Source organism: Clostridium sp. CAG:43, assembly GCF_000434655.1.
GTDB lineage: Bacteria > Bacillota > Clostridia > Lachnospirales > Lachnospiraceae > Otoolea > Otoolea fessa.
Genome location: NZ_FR895112.1, coordinates 1 through 16,451, shown reverse-complemented (window position 1 = coordinate 16,451; position 16,451 = coordinate 1). Strand labels below are relative to the sequence as shown.

The 16,451-nt window shown below is 38.9% G+C and carries 22 protein-coding genes; 3 read left to right on the top strand and 19 right to left on the bottom strand.

Annotated features, from left to right (window positions below; genetic code table 11):
• Positions 1-66 precede the first annotated feature (66 nt).
• Genes QVO97_RS10995 through QVO97_RS10985 form a run of 3 tightly spaced genes read right to left on the bottom strand, consistent with a single transcriptional unit; the run spans position 67 to position 1,715 of the window.
• Positions 67-444 (bottom strand): plasmid mobilization protein, encoded by a 378-nt coding sequence (locus QVO97_RS10995; protein ID WP_022360371.1) that lies wholly within the window; start codon positions 442-444, stop codon positions 67-69.
• Positions 441-1,481: a site-specific integrase gene (locus QVO97_RS10990; protein ID WP_369678421.1), complete on the bottom strand. Its 1,041-nt coding sequence runs from the start codon at positions 1,479-1,481 to the stop codon at positions 441-443. Before QVO97_RS10990 ends, QVO97_RS10995 begins: the two co-directional genes overlap by 4 nt.
• A gap of 39 nt (positions 1,482-1,520) precedes the next feature.
• Positions 1,521-1,715 (bottom strand): hypothetical protein, encoded by a 195-nt coding sequence (locus tag QVO97_RS10985; RefSeq protein WP_022360369.1) that lies wholly within the window; start codon positions 1,713-1,715, stop codon positions 1,521-1,523.
• Between the two features lie 177 nt (positions 1,716-1,892).
• Between QVO97_RS10985 and QVO97_RS10980 the strand changes: the two genes are divergently transcribed.
• Genes QVO97_RS10980 through QVO97_RS10970 form a run of 3 tightly spaced genes read left to right on the top strand, consistent with a single transcriptional unit; the run spans position 1,893 to position 3,839 of the window.
• Positions 1,893-2,444, top strand: coding sequence for a helix-turn-helix domain-containing protein (locus QVO97_RS10980; protein WP_022360368.1), 552 nt, complete (start codon positions 1,893-1,895; stop codon positions 2,442-2,444).
• 23 nt (positions 2,445-2,467) lie between these two features.
• Positions 2,468-3,028, top strand: a complete 561-nt coding sequence (locus QVO97_RS10975) for a DUF3795 domain-containing protein (protein ID WP_022360367.1) — start codon at positions 2,468-2,470, stop codon at positions 3,026-3,028.
• 28 nt (positions 3,029-3,056) lie between these two features.
• The gene (locus tag QVO97_RS10970; RefSeq protein WP_022360366.1) at positions 3,057-3,839 is read left to right on the top strand and encodes a nucleoside phosphorylase; all 783 of its coding nucleotides are present in this window, start codon (positions 3,057-3,059) and stop codon (positions 3,837-3,839) included.
• 345 nt (positions 3,840-4,184) lie between these two features.
• Here the strand turns inward: QVO97_RS10970 and QVO97_RS10965 are convergent, their stop codons facing one another.
• The 16 genes from QVO97_RS10965 to QVO97_RS10890 form a co-directional block, all read right to left on the bottom strand.
• Positions 4,185-5,054 (bottom strand): KilA-N domain-containing protein, encoded by an 870-nt coding sequence (locus QVO97_RS10965; RefSeq protein ID WP_022360365.1) that lies wholly within the window; start codon positions 5,052-5,054, stop codon positions 4,185-4,187.
• A gap of 60 nt (positions 5,055-5,114) precedes the next feature.
• Positions 5,115-6,041 (bottom strand): hypothetical protein, encoded by a 927-nt coding sequence (locus tag QVO97_RS10960; RefSeq protein ID WP_022360364.1) that lies wholly within the window; start codon positions 6,039-6,041, stop codon positions 5,115-5,117.
• 358 nt (positions 6,042-6,399) lie between these two features.
• Positions 6,400-6,813 carry a TIR domain-containing protein gene (locus QVO97_RS10955; protein WP_022360363.1) on the bottom strand — a complete coding sequence of 138 codons (414 nt, stop codon included), beginning with the start codon at positions 6,811-6,813 and terminating at the stop codon, positions 6,400-6,402.
• A 27-nt stretch (positions 6,814-6,840) separates the two neighbouring features.
• A complete protein-coding gene (locus QVO97_RS10950) occupies positions 6,841-7,809 on the bottom strand; it encodes a caspase family protein (protein WP_022360362.1) in 969 nt (322 codons plus the stop codon).
• A gap of 32 nt (positions 7,810-7,841) precedes the next feature.
• The gene (locus QVO97_RS10945) at positions 7,842-8,039 is read right to left on the bottom strand and encodes a hypothetical protein (protein ID WP_288189683.1); all 198 of its coding nucleotides are present in this window, start codon (positions 8,037-8,039) and stop codon (positions 7,842-7,844) included.
• A gap of 223 nt (positions 8,040-8,262) precedes the next feature.
• Positions 8,263-8,730, bottom strand: a complete 468-nt coding sequence (locus QVO97_RS10940) for a toll/interleukin-1 receptor domain-containing protein (protein WP_022360361.1) — start codon at positions 8,728-8,730, stop codon at positions 8,263-8,265.
• Positions 8,730-9,191, bottom strand: coding sequence for a RipA family octameric membrane protein (locus tag QVO97_RS10935; protein ID WP_022360360.1), 462 nt, complete (start codon positions 9,189-9,191; stop codon positions 8,730-8,732). The genes QVO97_RS10940 and QVO97_RS10935 overlap by 1 nt, the downstream gene beginning before the upstream one ends.
• Before the next feature lie 39 nt (positions 9,192-9,230).
• Entirely contained in the window at positions 9,231-9,611 is a 381-nt protein-coding gene (locus tag QVO97_RS10930; protein ID WP_022360359.1) for a TIR domain-containing protein, read from the bottom strand.
• Positions 9,612-9,747: 136 nt separating this feature from the next.
• A complete protein-coding gene (locus QVO97_RS10925) occupies positions 9,748-10,293 on the bottom strand; it encodes a toll/interleukin-1 receptor domain-containing protein (protein ID WP_022360358.1) in 546 nt (181 codons plus the stop codon).
• Positions 10,294-10,382: 89 nt separating this feature from the next.
• Positions 10,383-10,832: a very short patch repair endonuclease gene (locus tag QVO97_RS10920; protein ID WP_022360357.1), complete on the bottom strand. Its 450-nt coding sequence runs from the start codon at positions 10,830-10,832 to the stop codon at positions 10,383-10,385.
• Between the two features lies 1 nt (position 10,833).
• Positions 10,834-12,009: a type II restriction endonuclease gene (locus tag QVO97_RS10915; RefSeq protein WP_022360356.1), complete on the bottom strand. Its 1,176-nt coding sequence runs from the start codon at positions 12,007-12,009 to the stop codon at positions 10,834-10,836.
• Positions 12,010-13,158 carry a DNA (cytosine-5-)-methyltransferase gene (gene dcm / locus QVO97_RS10910; RefSeq protein WP_022360355.1) on the bottom strand — a complete coding sequence of 383 codons (1,149 nt, stop codon included), beginning with the start codon at positions 13,156-13,158 and terminating at the stop codon, positions 12,010-12,012.
• Positions 13,159-13,370: 212 nt separating this feature from the next.
• Positions 13,371-14,663, bottom strand: coding sequence for a plasmid recombination protein (locus QVO97_RS10905; protein WP_022360354.1), 1,293 nt, complete (start codon positions 14,661-14,663; stop codon positions 13,371-13,373).
• A 169-nt stretch (positions 14,664-14,832) separates the two neighbouring features.
• A complete protein-coding gene (locus QVO97_RS10900) occupies positions 14,833-15,039 on the bottom strand; it encodes a hypothetical protein (RefSeq protein ID WP_288189681.1) in 207 nt (68 codons plus the stop codon).
• 107 nt (positions 15,040-15,146) lie between these two features.
• A complete protein-coding gene (locus QVO97_RS10895) occupies positions 15,147-15,380 on the bottom strand; it encodes a hypothetical protein (protein WP_022360352.1) in 234 nt (77 codons plus the stop codon).
• Between the two features lie 99 nt (positions 15,381-15,479).
• Positions 15,480-16,451 (bottom strand): AAA family ATPase (locus QVO97_RS10890; RefSeq protein ID WP_288189680.1); only part of this gene is annotated, 972 nt, incomplete at its 5' end.

Below are 16,451 nucleotides of genomic sequence, written 5' to 3'. Positions count from 1 at the left end.
GGAAGAAACCTCTGCTATACTTGAATTGTGATTGTTGATAACAGAGGTTTTCCAGTTATCACAGCCCTAACAGTTGCCGCTGTCAGGGCTTTTTTCTTTGTCCTCCCACAGATACCTTGCACCGTCCAACATCCAGAGAATTGCTTTCAGCATATCCAGACAGTCATTCCTCATGTCCTGCAATCCTTCCGCTGACAATGTGACTTCTGCCTGTTCAAACTGTTCTGTCACTTCCCGGATATTGGTCTGCATGATTTTCAATTCCTCCACCAACTGATAAATCAGTTCTGTCCTACCAACCACGCATACTCGGTTATAAATGCAGGAGCGTACAAAGTAATCCTTTTTTGACATTCCGCTCGCTAAAATCTTTGCTTCGATTTCTTCCCTCTCTCTGGGCGAAATACGGAAGCTGATTGTCGGATATTTATGAACTCCGCTCATTCTTCATCCTTCCTGTTGTTCTCCATTTCCAGCCTGTCCGCAAGTTCTCCCTGTTTATTTGGGTATAGATGCGAATAGGTGTTCAATGTGGTTTCGATTTTTTCATGCCCCAAACGCTCCGCAATCGCAAGCGGCGTAAAGCCCATTTCCATGAGCAGAAAAGCGTGTGAGTGCCTCAAATCATGCAGGCGTATCCGTTTTACCCCGGAAGCCTTGATTCCTCTGATAATTTCATGCTCCATATAGGATTTTGTAAAACGGAACATTCTTTCATCTGCCATAACTCCGTACAAGTGGGAGATATACTCCCGTAATTCTTCTGCAAGAAATGGCGGTACCGTCACAGTCCGTTTGCTCTTAGGCGTTTTCGGCGGCGTGATAATGTCTCTACCATCCAAACGCTGATAAGATTTGTTGATTGAGATTGTTCGCTTCTCCAAATCAATATCCTTATAAGTCAATGCCAGCAATTCCCCTATTCTCATACCCGTCCAATAAAGAAGCAGGAACGCCATTTTGGTTTCCGGCTTATCTTCTACGACCACAAGAAACTGTTTGAACTCCTGTTTTGTCCAAAATTCCTTTTCCCCAGCATGGCTTTTTCCAATGCTTCCGGCTTTCCGGCAAGGATTGTCTTTCAAGTCATAGTACCGAACTGCATAGTTGAAAATCGCTGATAGCTGATTATTGACTGTTTTCAAATACGTTTGAGAATAACCTTTTTTCATCAGAGCATTTTGCCATGCCCGAATGTCGGAAGCCCTAATCTCGCTTATGCTCTTTTTCTTGAAATACGGAATGATTTTCAAATCAATAATGAATTTCTTTGTCCGCATGGTATTCTCACGCAGACGGTGTTCCATATCCTCATAGTAAATTTGAACGAAATTCTCAAAATTGATATTCAAATCTTTCTGCTGTTGTTGCAGGAAATCCCGCTCCCATTGCTCCGCTTCCGCCTTTGTTTTAAAACCTCTCTTATTTTTCTTGTGGCTCACGCCCTGCCAGTCCTTATAGTAAAACTGGCAGCGCCACATTTTCCCGTCTCTTGTTGCCGACATAAAAGTCCTCCTCTCCTACATGGCTACGGTCAGACCGTAAAATTTTTCTTCAAAGTATTTTGTCGGAACCTTGCCGCAGATTGTCCGATAACCCTTTTCTTTCAATTCTTCGTTCAGCCCCCGGATAATCTTGTAGGCATAGCCTGTTGACACGCCAAGCATTTCTGCCGCTTCCTCTGCTGTTACATACATTTTTTTCGTTTTCTCCATTCATTGTCCTCCTGTTTTTATATTAGGGACTTTTGTCCCTTTCTTGTATTTTGATTATATAGGCTCTTTTGTCCCTTGTCAATATACTTTTCAGATTTTATTTGCTTATTTTAGCCGCATATGTTAGAATACAAATGTCCCTATTTTTTATATTATCAACATTAAAGGAGTTGTCCTATGACAGTAGGAGAGAAAATTAAGACATTCCGAAATATCCGGGGAATTTCACAGAATATGCTGGGGGAACTGGCAGGTATAGACGGAACCACTATCCGCAAATATGAGTTGGGAAGCCGGAACCCCAAGCCCGATCAGCTTTTGAAGATTGCCAACGCTCTGGGTGTGAGTATCAATGTCTTTACAGATTTTGATATAGAAACCGCTTCCGATGTTCTTACTCTGCTTTTCAAAATGGACGAACAGATAGATATGGAAATTGACGGGGAAAAGGATAAGGACGGAAATCTCATTCCAGACACGATATATATTCGTTTTAAGCACCCGGAAATCAATAGCCGCCTTGCGAAATTTGCAAAAACCAAGAAATTGCAGGAGAATCTGATTGCTTCCAAAGACGCATTTCCAAGCGAGGAAGCCTTTCAGCATGAAGTCGAGCAGATGAATGAAACATGTGAGCAGATCAAGCAGCATTTAGTTGATACAAATAAGGTTGTGAAAAAGGGAACATCTGGTATCGCCGTCAAAGTATATCCCCAAAATACACCTTAGCACTTACCATAAGAGGATTTTCTATGAAAAATTTCAAAAGAGAAAATTTATTATTTTCCCTATGTGGATTGAATTGTGGCTTATGCCCTATGAACCTAAATCAATACTGTCCTGGTTGTGGGGGCGGAGAGGGAAACCAATCCTGTTCCATAGCAAAATGCAGTTTACAGCATGGGAATGTAGAATATTGTTTCCAGTGTGAAAATTATCCCTGCGAAAAATATGATAGCATAGACGAATTTGATTCTTTTGTCACACACCAACATCAAAGGCAGGATATGGAAAAATTCAAGAAATTGGGAAATGAACTTTATTTAGCAGAACAGCAGAGAAAGAAAGTTCTGTTAAATCATCTGTTGAATACTTATAATGACGGACGAAAAAAGACATTGTTTTGCGTTGCGGTCAATTTGTTAGAATTAGACGATTTAGAAAACATCATATCCGAATTGGATGAGAATACTTCAAATCTCACATTAAAAGAAAAATCCGCTCATGCAGCCAGTTTACTTCAAGAAGCTGCTAAGAAGAAAAATATCATTTTAAAGCTACGCAAACAGAAAATCCCAGGCAAATCCAGTTAACATTCAATCTATCAAAAGGGAGACTAAAATGGAACACAATCAAAAGTTTCTTACTATATTTCAAAAATCTGAAATTTCAGAACCGGCTTTATTCAGTCCGTCTGATACAACGAAAAAAATTGATAATTTCCCGGAGATATGTATTTCCACGTTTTCAGAGAATATTATTCAAAAATTTTCTTCACTGGACAGTACTGAAAAGATAGCTGAACTATATACCGCGAATGGTATGATACCTGTTTACAAAATTCGTTATAAAGATACAGATATTGCTTTCTATCTGTCCAAAGTAGGTGCACCTGCTTGTGTCGCTGGATTTGAAGAAATTATTGTCATGGGAGCAAAAAAGGTTGTTTTGTTTGGTTCTTGCGGTGTGTTGGATGATGATAAGGTAAAAAACAATATCATTATCCCTGTTTCTGCTGTCCGTGATGAGGGCACAAGTTATCATTATATAGCGCCCTCGTCAGAAATTGAAGCAGATCCACATTCAGTTCAAATATTAGAAAGTGTTTTATCAAGTTGCGGTTATCCGTATGTAAAAGGGAAAACATGGACTTCGGACGCTATTTACAGAGAAACGCTACCCCTTATTCAAGAACGCAGACAAGAGGGCTGCCTTGTCGTAGAAATGGAATGTGCTTCCATGCTGGCAGTTGCAAAATATAGGCATATCCCTTTTATCCAATTTTTGTACGGAGCAGATAATCTTAGTTCTGATACATGGGAAATCAGAGATTTGAATTTATATGGTCTGAACAACGCAGAAAAATATATAGTACTTGCCTTTGAATGTGGACTTACTATGTAAAACAAATAAGGCAGGTATCATGATACCCGCCCTAAATCCAGTATTCTTCAAATAATTAGAGCCATTTTAGAGCCAACCGCCATAAAACAACGCCGGAAATGCCCATTTTATCAGCATCTCCGGTGTTTCGTCCGTTACTCAAACTCGACAACTACTAATCAATTTTGTTTAGAGATTATTTGCTATCGTATTTGCCTTTCTTTTAATTCTTTGATTTGTCCATATTATCCTGCCTGTATAAGCTAATGTTATCATTTTGTTATCGCTGTTGATAACACAGCATAAGTAACTGTGGATAATAGCAATATGTTCCGATACAGATTATAAGCAGCTTTGCTTAGAAAATCAACTATTTGTTTCTGTATCTTCAATAAGATTTTTCTTCAATGCTTCAATCGTATCTTGATTCTTCTTCAAAAGTTCTAATTGTCTGTATGCCTTTTCCCGTAATATTTTTAATCGCTCAATTTTAGGCACTTCCCGTCTTATCAGATCAGCATTTGTATCCTCCAGATTGATAAGCACAACCAATTCTTCCGCAGAAGCAAAATCTCTGATATTGGAATTCTTCCCCTTTATTCCTTTTTCGCTTCTCCATTGGGATGCTGTTTTTCCAAACAAAGCCATATTTAAAATGTCCGCTTCAGAAGCATATGTATATGCCATTTCCTGTTGGGACAACGTCGGTGTAATCAAAAACTCCTTCACCGCATCCGTATGAATTCGGTAGTTTATTTTTGAAAGTTCTCTCTTTACATCCCAGCCAATCGCTAAACGGTCTGCTTCATCTTTCTTTAAACGCTGATAATCCTTGATAATATACAGCTTAAATTCTGGTGAAATCCAAGAAGCAAACTCAAACGCAATATCCGTGTGTGCATAAGTACCACCATATCGACCTGATTTTGATATGATACCGATTGCATCCGTTGCTTTTATCCACTGCTGCGGTGTCAGTGTAAATGCATTATCTCCTGACTCTGCTTTAAACCTATCGAATTCGATAGGTTTAAAATTGGGATTATGAATTTGTTCCCACAATCCCAAAAATGAAATTGTAGAATGATTACGCATCCAGTTTGCCACTACAATAAAAGCATTGTCTGGATTTTTATATTTTGCAATATCAGTGAGCGAAATATAGGCGTCTTCATTAACAATATCTCCCATTACTCTGATTTCAGTTCCATTGGCATCTATTTTCATATTTTTCATATGATTTCCCTTTATTTATATCATCTTTAAAAACGCCAATATATTGTTTTCCATTCTCCCTTACTTCTTTTTATTTCCCAGCTCACTTAATTCTATCAATGTTTTCATTGAATTGGGATTTCTTAACAGCTCAGGAAGAACTGCTTTCATTATTGCTGTATTGGAATCCTCTATAGGCGCAGATGGCGTTGCTGCCTTAATAACTGCTTGTATTGTTTCTGTATCCTTATTATGAATTTCCTTTTTTAACTGGGATATATCGTCCTGAATTTCATATAAAATTGGAATCAATTGAGATATATCTCCATTCATCTCCTTAGTATCGGAATCGTCTTCATTATTTTGATCTGATTTCGTATCAAACGATAGGGCCCCTATTGTTTTGATTAACCTGGATTTAATCTCTTCAACTGAATCCAAGTCACTAAGGTCATAATCAAATGCTCTGATTCCAGCTATGTCAAAAGGAATCCTTTCATTTTTACATTTCAAATGGATAATTGGTTTTCCAGTTGAAGCTCTGTAACCCATCTCATAAAAAGCGTTCGGATTATGTCCTGTAATATCCGCAATCACAAGTTCTGATTGTAATAAGTAATCTATAATAGTTTGGGTTATTGAATCTGGTTGATTTAACTTGTCCACTCTTATAGGTTCAAATCCAGTTTCTTCACATACAGGTGCGATTATATATTTGAACATTTGATCCGCCCGTTTTCTTATTTCGCTTCCTTCATCACCTATTGGTGATACTACAAAACATTTTTTCATATCCTCACTCCTTAATTTTATAGAATATATACCTCTATCCACTTTTTTTATTGATCCATTTCTCATTAAAGTATTCAAAGAGCCTGCAAATTGCCCCTCTGTATAATCACGAACATCTTGTTCTCGAAGATAATGCTTAATGTCCTGCACACTATGTTCTTGTTTGTCTGATAAAAATTCTAATACAACCTCTTGTATTGTCGAACTCATTGTCATATCTTTGCCCCTCCTAATTTACTCTAATAATACCTCTGCAATATCTTAGAGTCAAGTCCTTTTCTTGCATTCTTGTTTGTTTTCTTGTTATTCTTGTATATCATTAAAAATCTATACTGTTAAAAAACAAAAATATATGGCAGATAATCTATAGATTACCTACCATATAAAAACAATCTGTATAAAATTTCTATTATTCTATTCAAACTCAGCGTGTCCTTTGTTGCTCTTAACTGTATTTATTTAAGTTTTATACAAATACACGCCGCTTTTTACTTCAATTACATCATCTATTCTGGCTTGCTGATTTTCTGTTGCCAAAATGTTGCCATGATTGAAAGTATTTTAACCTTACTTATCAACCAAGTTCTTTTATCGCATTTATAATCGAAGAGCTATTCCAACCTACTACTTTATCCGCTGCATCTTTAACTACTTTAGATGTTCTCTCCGCTCCCCATGGTTCGATTGCAATAATTGATTTTGGTGTCCAAAATTCTGTTTTTGCTATTTTGATTTCCTTGTTTATCCATTTACTATATGTAGAATAAACTCCTGCCAAAATAAGCACAACACTTGCCGGAGCAATCTGTGCTTTTATGGCTGCATACAATTCCTTATCTGTGCCCGCATTATGAATAGGATCATTTTGGGGTACTGAATAATTTGTATAACTGAAATTTGTGTCTTTATTTAATAAATTGATAAGTTTTTCATAAGCATCAGAATATGCCCATGAGTGACTGATAAAAAGATGATATGTTTTTGACATTACTATTCCTCCCATAATTAAATTAGTTTAAAATCTTTTATCCTTAGATAATCTCCAATAATGTAACCCTAAAGCCGTTAATTTGCACGATTTATTTTCCATCGCCGCAAAATACATATGTTCCGTCCCAACAGGTTCGACCAGCCCAACACTTTCAAATAATTGTAATTCTTTAAATATAGCCACATTCTCTGCCTTAGCATAAGGTTCAATAATTTGATGCTCTATCTCTGGTTCATTTGTATATTCATATGATGGATTTAATTTATACTCTTCAGTTGGATTTTTAAAATATAAACTCAATTTTCTAAGTATTGATTTTGGCACTTTCGCTTGTATAGTCCTCAGTGGCAAAAATTGAGAAATATTCGTTTTAAAAACGGGGCGTTGTTGCCATGCACCTAAAGATTGGTCAACAAAGGAATATAGACTTGCCGGAGTAATATTTCCTCCAATATCTGCTGCACCACCCTTCAATCCTTGAATAAGTAATTCCGTAAATACTCCATGTTGTATACTGGCATTTTCAGCCGAAGTTTGCCATGATTGACTTGCTGCTATTATTGTTACGCCTTCCCCTAACACAGAATTATTATTGAGTAATATAGACGTTCCCATCTTAGCTGCAAAACAACAATCTAAAATAATAACTTTATTTTTGCAATGAGATTTATTCGCCCATTCTAACACATCTGTCATTCTCACGCCATAATCGGTTCCCGAAAAATCTGTAGTACAAAGGTATCCTCCATCTAAATCTGCACCATGTCCCGAAAAATACAAAAGCGCCACATCAGCATCATCAGCAAATAATTTTTCAATGGCAATTCTTAAATTATGTTTTGTACAACTATCAATTATTGAAATGACATCGAAATTCGGTGATCCATCACCATTAGTTTCAATTAACTCTTTCATAGCAATAGCATCATTATCGCACCACTCTAATTTACAGCCTGGATAATTATTTAAGCCAACTATTAACGCTTTTTTCATCGTCTTACTTACCTCTTTTCACAATCTTACTGTTATATAGCTACTCCATATTGATCAAAAATCCATGTTTGCCCCGTATCAATCATTTTAACCAGATATTTTTCCTTTACTTCTTCCCAAAACTCACTGATTGCATCTGGATGATTTTTTTTAAACCATCCTGTATGATTTTCGATATAGTCAATTCTGATTTGCACGTCATTCAAATCGTTAGGACATCTTTTCATCAATACTATCGAATCCTAAAAATGGCTCATTTAATCGTTCTTTGATCATTTAGATATATTCAGGATTAATATCAAGCCCTATACTTCTTCTATTCGGCGTGTCCTTTGTTGTCATTAACTGTTTTTGTTTAAGTTCTGTGCAAATACACGCCTCTTTTTACTTCAATTACATCAATTATTCTGGTTTGCTGATTTTCTGGTGCCAAAATGTTGCCACGCCTTTAACTTACAATCGTTGTTTGAGCACATCATAAAACCGCTCTGTTTTTCGTTTCTGATAAGTAGCAGTTTCATATACAGAGCGATAAGCACGATATTCCTGGTCAACATCATTTCTAGTCGAAACATATTTTTGGATATCTGCCGGTTTCTTTAAGCGAGGCCAATATTGTAAAAAGTCTGGCAACGAAACATAATCTTTCAAAAAAGTCGCCGTTGGCATATCTATTTGTGCAGCCATTCCAACTTCAAATGGTACCCACTGAGAATATCTGGTTATCTCTGACATAACAACTATTATATCTGTACAGTTATTAAGATTGCTTCGTATGTGATTTGTAAGTTCTCTACCACTTTGGGTTACCGAGGGATCAAGCAAATCAAGATAATAATCAACATGAATCGCTCTTAGCTCACTTGCTATCTGATTTGCAGTAAGCGCATCCTCTTGCTTATGCGAGATAAATATTTTCATTAATCAATGCCTCCAATAAGTATCACTATCTCAAAAATAATATAAATTATGCCAAACAATACGGGCAGAATTTTCTCAATATGAGAAATTGGCCAATATTTTGCTCGTTCTTTCCCTTCTCCGAGTACTTCCCATTCAAATACATATAGATTCAATGGCAAATGTTGTTCAACTTTATGTATCACTTCAAATTTTCCACTGTTAAGTAACTTGTAACTCTGCAAAAGATAGTACCATGTGTACGATAATACTATACCTACAGCAGTAATTATCCAACTAAACTTTACAACATCAAAGCCTTTAATAGTAATTACTGTTAAAATAGTTGAATTAGCTGTCAGAAAAAATGTATTTACATTAAACCTTCTCTCGCTCACTTTATCAGCCATTTCAACATATAATTTATATTGTTCTAAAATCAATTCCTTGCCATCATCGTTAATATCATTGTATAATTCCAAACTAAACCACCTTCTTAAAATTTTTGTTCAATACACCCTTTAAACATTAAGTTTTATCCAAGACTCCAGTGAATCTCTTCTTTTTGAAATAACAGGAAGATTTAATTTTGCTATTTCACTACTTGTACTTTCAGTTATTTTAATAGCAACAACTGGTTTTCCAATATTTATAGCAAAACGAATTTCTTCAATAGACATCCCATTATTATTAGCAGGACGATTCGAACAAACAACAACACTTGCATATTTTATTTGCTTTTGAATCTGAGGATCAACATTAAATCTTCTATCAACACTATCAAAAGGCGAATTACTTGGGACAGAATAATCTCTTACTCTAAATTTTGTCCGATCTAATAACATGCTAATCTCATCATAATCATTATTGTTCCAACGATGTGGTATAAAAACATTAATCATTTTTGATTTCTCCTATCTAATTTTAATTCGGTTTAGTTTTTATTTATATATTATCAAATAAACATATGTTCTGTCAATTCCGGATAATTTCACAATCATAATCCAATAAAGGAAAATGTATTTTTCGTCCCATATATCAGAATAATTGCGGAGGATTACCCTTTTTTTCTACCACAGCTCTAACAAACCCCTCCCATTTTTTTAATAAAGAATGAAATTCATTAGAATTAAAATATTCATCAATATTTTTTTCAACAGAAAACTCTGGCATATATGTACCTAACACCCCTTTTTCTAATACCCCCTCTTCTATTACTCCTTTTTCCCTTAACACAAGAACTGGCAAACCCAATTGAAACGCCATTGCTGGTTCAATTTGACAGTAAGGGCTTGTCAACCATTTATCTGATATATCTATCTCGTTCTCTCCAATATCACTTTTCGGTTTACCTGTTCCTTTTTCCACATAATTTCTGCGAAATGCGACCGCTAATAATCCATTTGATTCTAACATTAAACGCCTAATTGCTTTCAATGGTTCATCCATATCATAATCTGTAATACCTAGCGTACAGGGTTCTAATCCCTGATTCCTTAAATATTCGCATATCTTATTTATAAACATTTTCTGATTACTATTAAATGGTTTAGGATAGCTTAGAAATATTGGTATTTTTCTCATATTTTTTGTCTTACTCCTTATCTGTTTTTATGCCCTCCGAATTTGGGACTATATAAAAAACATAAATTTTTCTTGCCTTCTCTATAACATTAGATTGCCAAAAACATCTCATCATTTTCCAAAAAATCTTCAGCTTCTTTTAAATATTTTTCGCAATTCACTGAATTTCTTTTCATTTTTTTAACCGTACACTCCCATACAACCAAGCACTTAATTCCCTTATCTTGCAGTTCCATCCTGACAATATAATCTCTTTTCACATTCGCTTCAAATTTCTTCTGCCAGAACTCAACTCTCGATTTCGGCATATACGCATATTGACAGCCAGAATGTCTGTGCCAGAAACATCCGTGAACAAAAATAGCAGTATTATATTTACGCAAATAAATGTCCGGGTGTCCGGGTACTTTACCGGAATTAAGACTGTATCTGTATCCCTTCGCAAAAAGCAGTTTTCTGAAATACACTTCCGGTTTTGTATTCTTTGAGCGGATAGCCGCCATGTTCTTACTTCGTTCCTCCGGGCTTTTTATATCCATCTTATTTGCCCTCTATTGTTTTTACATACTGAACAAACCGGGCCAATGTCCATATTCTGTCTCTGCGATCCTTTGGATATGTCGCTATATAAGGTTTCGGTACAACCAGTATAACATTCTCCGCCTGCATTTCATCCATCTGTGCCCCGGATATTCCCTGTTGAAGCGTACACAGATATTTTGGCTTGTCCCGCAATCGATCTGCTTCGTTCAGCACCTGCCTCCACCTGTCTTTACAGGTTGTTTTTGCTGCCAGAGAAATAATGTAATCTGTTGAAAAATCATAGTCATGATATGCCTCCTGTGAGGGAAACAGAAAATCCGGCTTCTTATTTCCCTCCGTAACGGCCTGCGATGAATACTCTATACCATTCCCGTCAAATATTGCCGATAAATGATGTTCAAGGCTTTTACCCGCCCGACTTTTTCTGCGATTCAGCACTACATTAGCAACTCTTACAAATTCGTCCACCGACTGAAATCCTTTTGTAATTATATCGCCATATCTTGCATATTCCAGTGCCCTGAAAAGAGTATATTCCATATTTGTCCAACTGATAATTTTTTCATCAGGGTTAGTGAGAATATATTCCACATGATCATATGCCTTTTCTTCAATCGTTCTTGCCGCCGCTGACATTACATCCGATGCCGGGAAATCCAAATCAAGTCCGCTGATAAACTCCTGTATTGCCAGTTTTTCCTGTGTTTCTGACGATATTTTCCCGGTATCAATAAGACTGTTCGTTTCTGTAGGGCTGATTCCAAATGTGTCAAGAAATTCTTCTATTTCCTCATCCGTTTCCAGAAAATATCCGCAATAATCAAAATCCGTCTGTTGTGTAAATACAAATAACGCTCCTGTCTGCTCAGGCTTCAAAAATGGAAATCCTCTTCCAAATCGTGTGATTCTCAACTCATTTTTACTTTCATAGTATGTAAAACAGCTTTCTGTTTCAAAATCATCCTGCCATCTGACCTTCACTGTCCTTTTGGGGATTCCCGCCTGTTCAAGTTCCTGTTTGCTGAACATCATTTCCACAGCTGATTTTGAAATCAAAATACCAGACTGATGACCGCCTGTTGCGCCCGTATCATTTGCAGAAAGAAATTTACACAATCCTTTTTCACTGTTAAGGACAGATTTTATCGCCTGTCCTGCGTATCCTGTAATCATCTAAATCACCATCCTCTGTAATTCTTTTCCCTCTGCCAGGTCCATTTCTTCCATTTTCTTTACTATCAGCTTTGCTACGTTTTCCATCAGCGGCACTACGACAGAATTTCCGAACTGCTTATATGCCTGTGTATCAGATACAGGGATTTTGAAATCATCCGGAAAGCCCTGTAATCTCGCACATTCACGCGGTGTCAGCCGCCGGGGATTTTTGCCCTCCTGTGCAATCAGTATTTCCGAACCGTCTTTGTAATATCTCGCGCTGATTGTTCTTGATACACCATCCAATGGAGCAATACCATATCCAAATCCATTTCCTGCAGCTCTGTGCTTTGCTGAATAATTTTGAAGATATGTCCAGAGTTTATCTGACAATGTATATTTCGCATCAACATTTTCATCCAGAATATCCCGCATAACAGGTTTTGGAAATTTAGGTGTCAGTTTAAAATCAAACTGTACATTTTTCCCATACTTCTGACGGTCAAATCCCACAATAAGAATACGTTCCCTGTGCTGCGGCACATAATTCTGTCCGTCCAGTACAGAATAGAACACACTATAGTCCAATTCTTCCAATGATTCCAATATCACTTTAAATGTTCTGCCCTTATCATGGCTGCACAGATTTTTTACATTCTCCAGCATAAAGGCTTTTGGTCTTTTTTCTTTTAATATCCTGCAAACATCAAAGAAAAGTGTTCCCTGTGTTTTATCCTCAAATCCTGTCGCTCTGCCAAGACTGTTCTTTTTGGAAACACCCGCAATGGAAAATGGCTGACAGGGAAATCCGGCTACCAGAATATCGTGATCTGGTATAGACGAAGCTGGCACCTGCGTAATATCTCCCTCCGGCTGTTCTCCAAAATTAGCAAAATATGTCTGCTGACTGTATTTATTCCACTCATTGGAATAAACACAATGCCCGCCGGCCCTCTCAAAAGCAATTCGCATTCCACCTATTCCGGCAAACAAATCAATAAATGTAAACTGACGGTCTTTCACTGCTTGCTGCTTTCTTCTCATATCAGTAACATAATACGCAACTGCCTCTCTCACACAGTCCTGCATTGTCTGTTCCATCATCACAGAATATGCGTTCAATTCATTATATAACTCATCATCAACCCTTAAATGTACCTGTTTCATTCACATCACTCCTGGGAAATATTTTATACCTGATTTTTCCCTTATTATACTATCAAACCAACTCAAAATCAAGCAAAATCCATCGAACATATATTCTTTTTTAATTTCCTACCAGCCAGTCAGGAGTAAACTTCACGGCTACGCCGCTCTTGACTAACTGGCGGAGATTCGCTTCATGGCAGCTAAGAGGGCTTTAAGCAGCCCTCCGCCTGTCAGCGGGCTTCCCGATTGTGTTTTCTCCTTGCAGCCCGTTTCTGCTCGCCTTCTATCTGTTCCTGTTGCTTTGCCCGGTTAATCACAGCGTTTACCTGTTCAGAGCCGACCACCGCCTTTATACGCCCGAAATCCACCGCCACTATCCGCAGCTCCCGATTTTCCTCCAAGACTTCTTCCAGTCTGCTTGTCAGCCGCTCGTTTCCGCTCCGTTCCCTGTTATATGCCGCTTGCAGCTTTGTAAACTTATTTGAAATATCCAGATACGCCGAATAAACAGAGCGCATGACTTGTACGATTTTCTTTACCAACGGCTTTGCTTTCTTTTCCCGATACGACTTTGCAGATTCCATAACTGCTGCTTCTGGAAGCGTCTGCTCCGGGTCTGCAGAAAAATCCGCCGCCAGCTTCTCCATGTTCTTAACCATAGGAGCAAGTTCATTCATGCGCTTCTGGTATTTGTCCGCCTGTTTCTGCGCTTTCTCTGCTTCCTGCCGGGACTCCTGTAAATCTTCCTGTAAGGAACGAATCTCATCATCAACCTGTAACAACTGTTCATGCAAATCTTCGTTGATTTCTTGAAAAGTAGCGTTTTCTTCCTGTAATTCCACTTTTCTCGCTTCCAATTCTGCGACTTCCTTTGCCCGTTCCTTTTTCTCAAAATCCAAGACAGATAAATGCTTCTCATGTGTGCCTTTCTTCTCCCACTCAATTCCATGTTCCAGCATGACAGCGGCAAGCTGTTCTTTCTCATAAGCCACCCACTGATTTAATTCCGTTTCCCGTCTTGTTCCGCCTTTAAATCCGAGAGCAGATAACGCCTGTTTCAGAGAAACTCTTGTATCAAGCCCTCGCTTGCTTCCTGTCGTATACGGTATAAAATCTATATGCAAGTGGGGCGTTGCTTCGTCCATGTGAAGATAGGCAGCAAATACTCTTAAAGTGGGATTGCGCTGCCGGAAACCTTGCATATATTCATCAAGCACCTTTGCCGCAAGCTGTCCGTCCTCTGTTTTCGCCCCCATATTGTCCTTATCGCCTATCTGCACAATGATTTCATGGAATGGCTTTTCCTGCTTGCCGGAACGAATTTTCTCATAATAATCGTCAATCCGGCGGTCACTTCTGGTCTGCTTCTCATTGTACCGGGTGAGTGCTTCATCAAACAATTCGTGATATACGTCTTTAACATTTTCGTTGCAGTATTCCACATTCAGACAACTTCGCTCCGGATCCGTATTCTTTGCATGGAATTTTCTGCTGTTATGGTTGACAGAGCCTTTTCCTGTCATAAAGCTGATCGTTCGCTTCAATCAATATCCTTTCTCCCTGTCCGGGTAATCAGCGCCGGATACGGCGCATAGGCTTTGTTACTTTCGCCGAAAGTAACGCAAAAGCACTTTTGACAGCCGTTCCGTCCATCACAAGCTGCCTTTGCGCTCTGCCGAGTGCTTTTCCGCCCTACGGACGGGACGGCTGTTCCCGCCGCTTTGCTTCCGCCGCCATAGCTTTTCGGATAGCCGAAAGTACGTTTTCTACCGTACATTCCTCCCACCCAGCAAGCCATACCAGCGTCTGCATTTCTGCCGCAGTCAGTTCCACATCTCCAAAGATTTCATTGAATGCGGCAATCCTCCGGGCTTCACTTTCGTAAAAAAATTTGTTCACGTTCCGAGTTCCCCAGTCCGGCTGAATTATCATCAAATCACACCTTTCTCGTTGTCTGCTATCCACAGGAGCGTGTCACGCTCCTGTCTGTTATCATCAAAGGAAAACTACCAGCGGAAGCTGTCCGGCACTCCACGTTTTTCCAGATATTCTCGTCTGGCTTTTTCCCGTTCTTCCTGTGTGGACGCAGTCTTATATTTCGCATATAATTCATGGCGCACCAGCGAATCCAATTTCTGCTCCAATCCCTGCCGGATTTCATTCAGACAATCATTATCTTCCATTAGATGATAGCGGAGCAACGATACAAACAATTCATAAGAAATTTGCACATTCTTCATAAAAAATCCTTTCTGCGTCGGTTTGCGTCGATAGCGTCGATATTTTCTATACCAGCCCACTGTAAAAAATACCGTCGCAACCGACGCATATCGTCGCTTTTACTCTCTCGGCTCAAGCCGTTTCAGAATAATCTTCCTTTCGTGCCCCCGCTTATTGTCATAGAAAATTCCATAGTCATTAAGCAGCTGGCTATTGACTACATTCAGCTTTCTGGAAAGCACGTTTGCCTGTATCTGCATATCCGGCAACTGGCTCACAAGTTCTGTTGCCGTCCCCTCCCATTCCGGCTTATCCTGTGTCAGGAAATTGTTGATTGCTTCCAGCATAGGATTCGGCGGTTGTTTCCACAGTTCCGTTTCTGCCTTTTTGAATTTCCAGACGCAACGCTCCCGGTCAAACTCTATGGTCAGTTCCTGATCCGGCTGATCACGCCCCACTATATCCATGACCGCCTCGTTGTCAGTGCGCTTTTTCTTGTGCACAATAAACGCTCCGTCTGCCGCTCCAAGCAGTCCGTTTGTGCCGGAAATCATATCAAAGCTGTCCTCGGATTCCAGCTTGCGTGTGTGATGAACCACCAGCAGGCAGATACCGTATTTGTCGCTGAACGATTTTAACTTTGTCACAATCTCGTAATCGCTGGAATAGCTGTACCTGTCCCCTCCAACCTCACGCACTTTCTGGAGCGTGTCAATGATAATCAGCCTTGCGTCTGTATGCTCTTTCAGAAATTCCTCTAATTGCCTGTCTAAGCCCTCATTCAAGGTTTTTGCCTGTGTCGCAAAGTACAGGTTATCCGCACATTCCACACCGAACATACCGGAGAGCCGCCGCTGAAGTCTTGCGTAATCATCTTCCAGTGCCAGATATAGCACCGTCCCCTTTCGGACGGGATAATCCCACAGGGGAAGCCCCATTGCCACATGATAGGCAAGCTGCCCCATAAAGAACGATTTTCCAACTTTCGGCGCACCCACAAAAAAGTAAGTCCCTCCATAGAGGAATCCATCTACAACCGGCGTTCTCGGCGGATAGACGGTATCATACAGTTCCGTCATAGAAATGGTTTG

What these genes read in the sequence shown, in the direction of transcription:
- QVO97_RS10950 (WP_022360362.1), bottom strand. Translation starts at nt 7,809, where the DNA reads ATGAAAAAAGCGTTAATAGTTGGCTTAAATAATTATCCAGGCTGTAAA.
- QVO97_RS10995 (WP_022360371.1), bottom strand. Translation starts at nt 444, where the DNA reads ATGAGCGGAGTTCATAAATATCCGACAATCAGCTTCCGTATTTCGCCC.
- QVO97_RS10985 (WP_022360369.1), bottom strand. Translation starts at nt 1,715, where the DNA reads ATGGAGAAAACGAAAAAAATGTATGTAACAGCAGAGGAAGCGGCAGAA.
- QVO97_RS10955 (WP_022360363.1), bottom strand. Translation starts at nt 6,813, where the DNA reads ATGTCAAAAACATATCATCTTTTTATCAGTCACTCATGGGCATATTCT.
- QVO97_RS10980 (WP_022360368.1), top strand. Translation starts at nt 1,893, where the DNA reads ATGACAGTAGGAGAGAAAATTAAGACATTCCGAAATATCCGGGGAATT.
- QVO97_RS10925 (WP_022360358.1), bottom strand. Translation starts at nt 10,293, where the DNA reads ATGAGAAAAATACCAATATTTCTAAGCTATCCTAAACCATTTAATAGT.
- dcm (WP_022360355.1), bottom strand. Translation starts at nt 13,158, where the DNA reads ATGAAACAGGTACATTTAAGGGTTGATGATGAGTTATATAATGAATTG.
- QVO97_RS10970 (WP_022360366.1), top strand. Translation starts at nt 3,057, where the DNA reads ATGGAACACAATCAAAAGTTTCTTACTATATTTCAAAAATCTGAAATT.
- QVO97_RS10895 (WP_022360352.1), bottom strand. Translation starts at nt 15,380, where the DNA reads ATGAAGAATGTGCAAATTTCTTATGAATTGTTTGTATCGTTGCTCCGC.
- QVO97_RS10920 (WP_022360357.1), bottom strand. Translation starts at nt 10,832, where the DNA reads ATGGATATAAAAAGCCCGGAGGAACGAAGTAAGAACATGGCGGCTATC.
- QVO97_RS10905 (WP_022360354.1), bottom strand. Translation starts at nt 14,663, where the DNA reads ATGACAGGAAAAGGCTCTGTCAACCATAACAGCAGAAAATTCCATGCA.
- QVO97_RS10960 (WP_022360364.1), bottom strand. Translation starts at nt 6,041, where the DNA reads ATGACAATGAGTTCGACAATACAAGAGGTTGTATTAGAATTTTTATCA.
- QVO97_RS10975 (WP_022360367.1), top strand. Translation starts at nt 2,468, where the DNA reads ATGAAAAATTTCAAAAGAGAAAATTTATTATTTTCCCTATGTGGATTG.
- QVO97_RS10930 (WP_022360359.1), bottom strand. Translation starts at nt 9,611, where the DNA reads ATGATTAATGTTTTTATACCACATCGTTGGAACAATAATGATTATGAT.
- QVO97_RS10915 (WP_022360356.1), bottom strand. Translation starts at nt 12,009, where the DNA reads ATGATTACAGGATACGCAGGACAGGCGATAAAATCTGTCCTTAACAGT.
- QVO97_RS10990 (WP_369678421.1), bottom strand. Translation starts at nt 1,481, where the DNA reads ATGTGGCGCTGCCAGTTTTACTATAAGGACTGGCAGGGCGTGAGCCAC.
- QVO97_RS10940 (WP_022360361.1), bottom strand. Translation starts at nt 8,730, where the DNA reads ATGAAAATATTTATCTCGCATAAGCAAGAGGATGCGCTTACTGCAAAT.
- QVO97_RS10965 (WP_022360365.1), bottom strand. Translation starts at nt 5,054, where the DNA reads ATGAAAAATATGAAAATAGATGCCAATGGAACTGAAATCAGAGTAATG.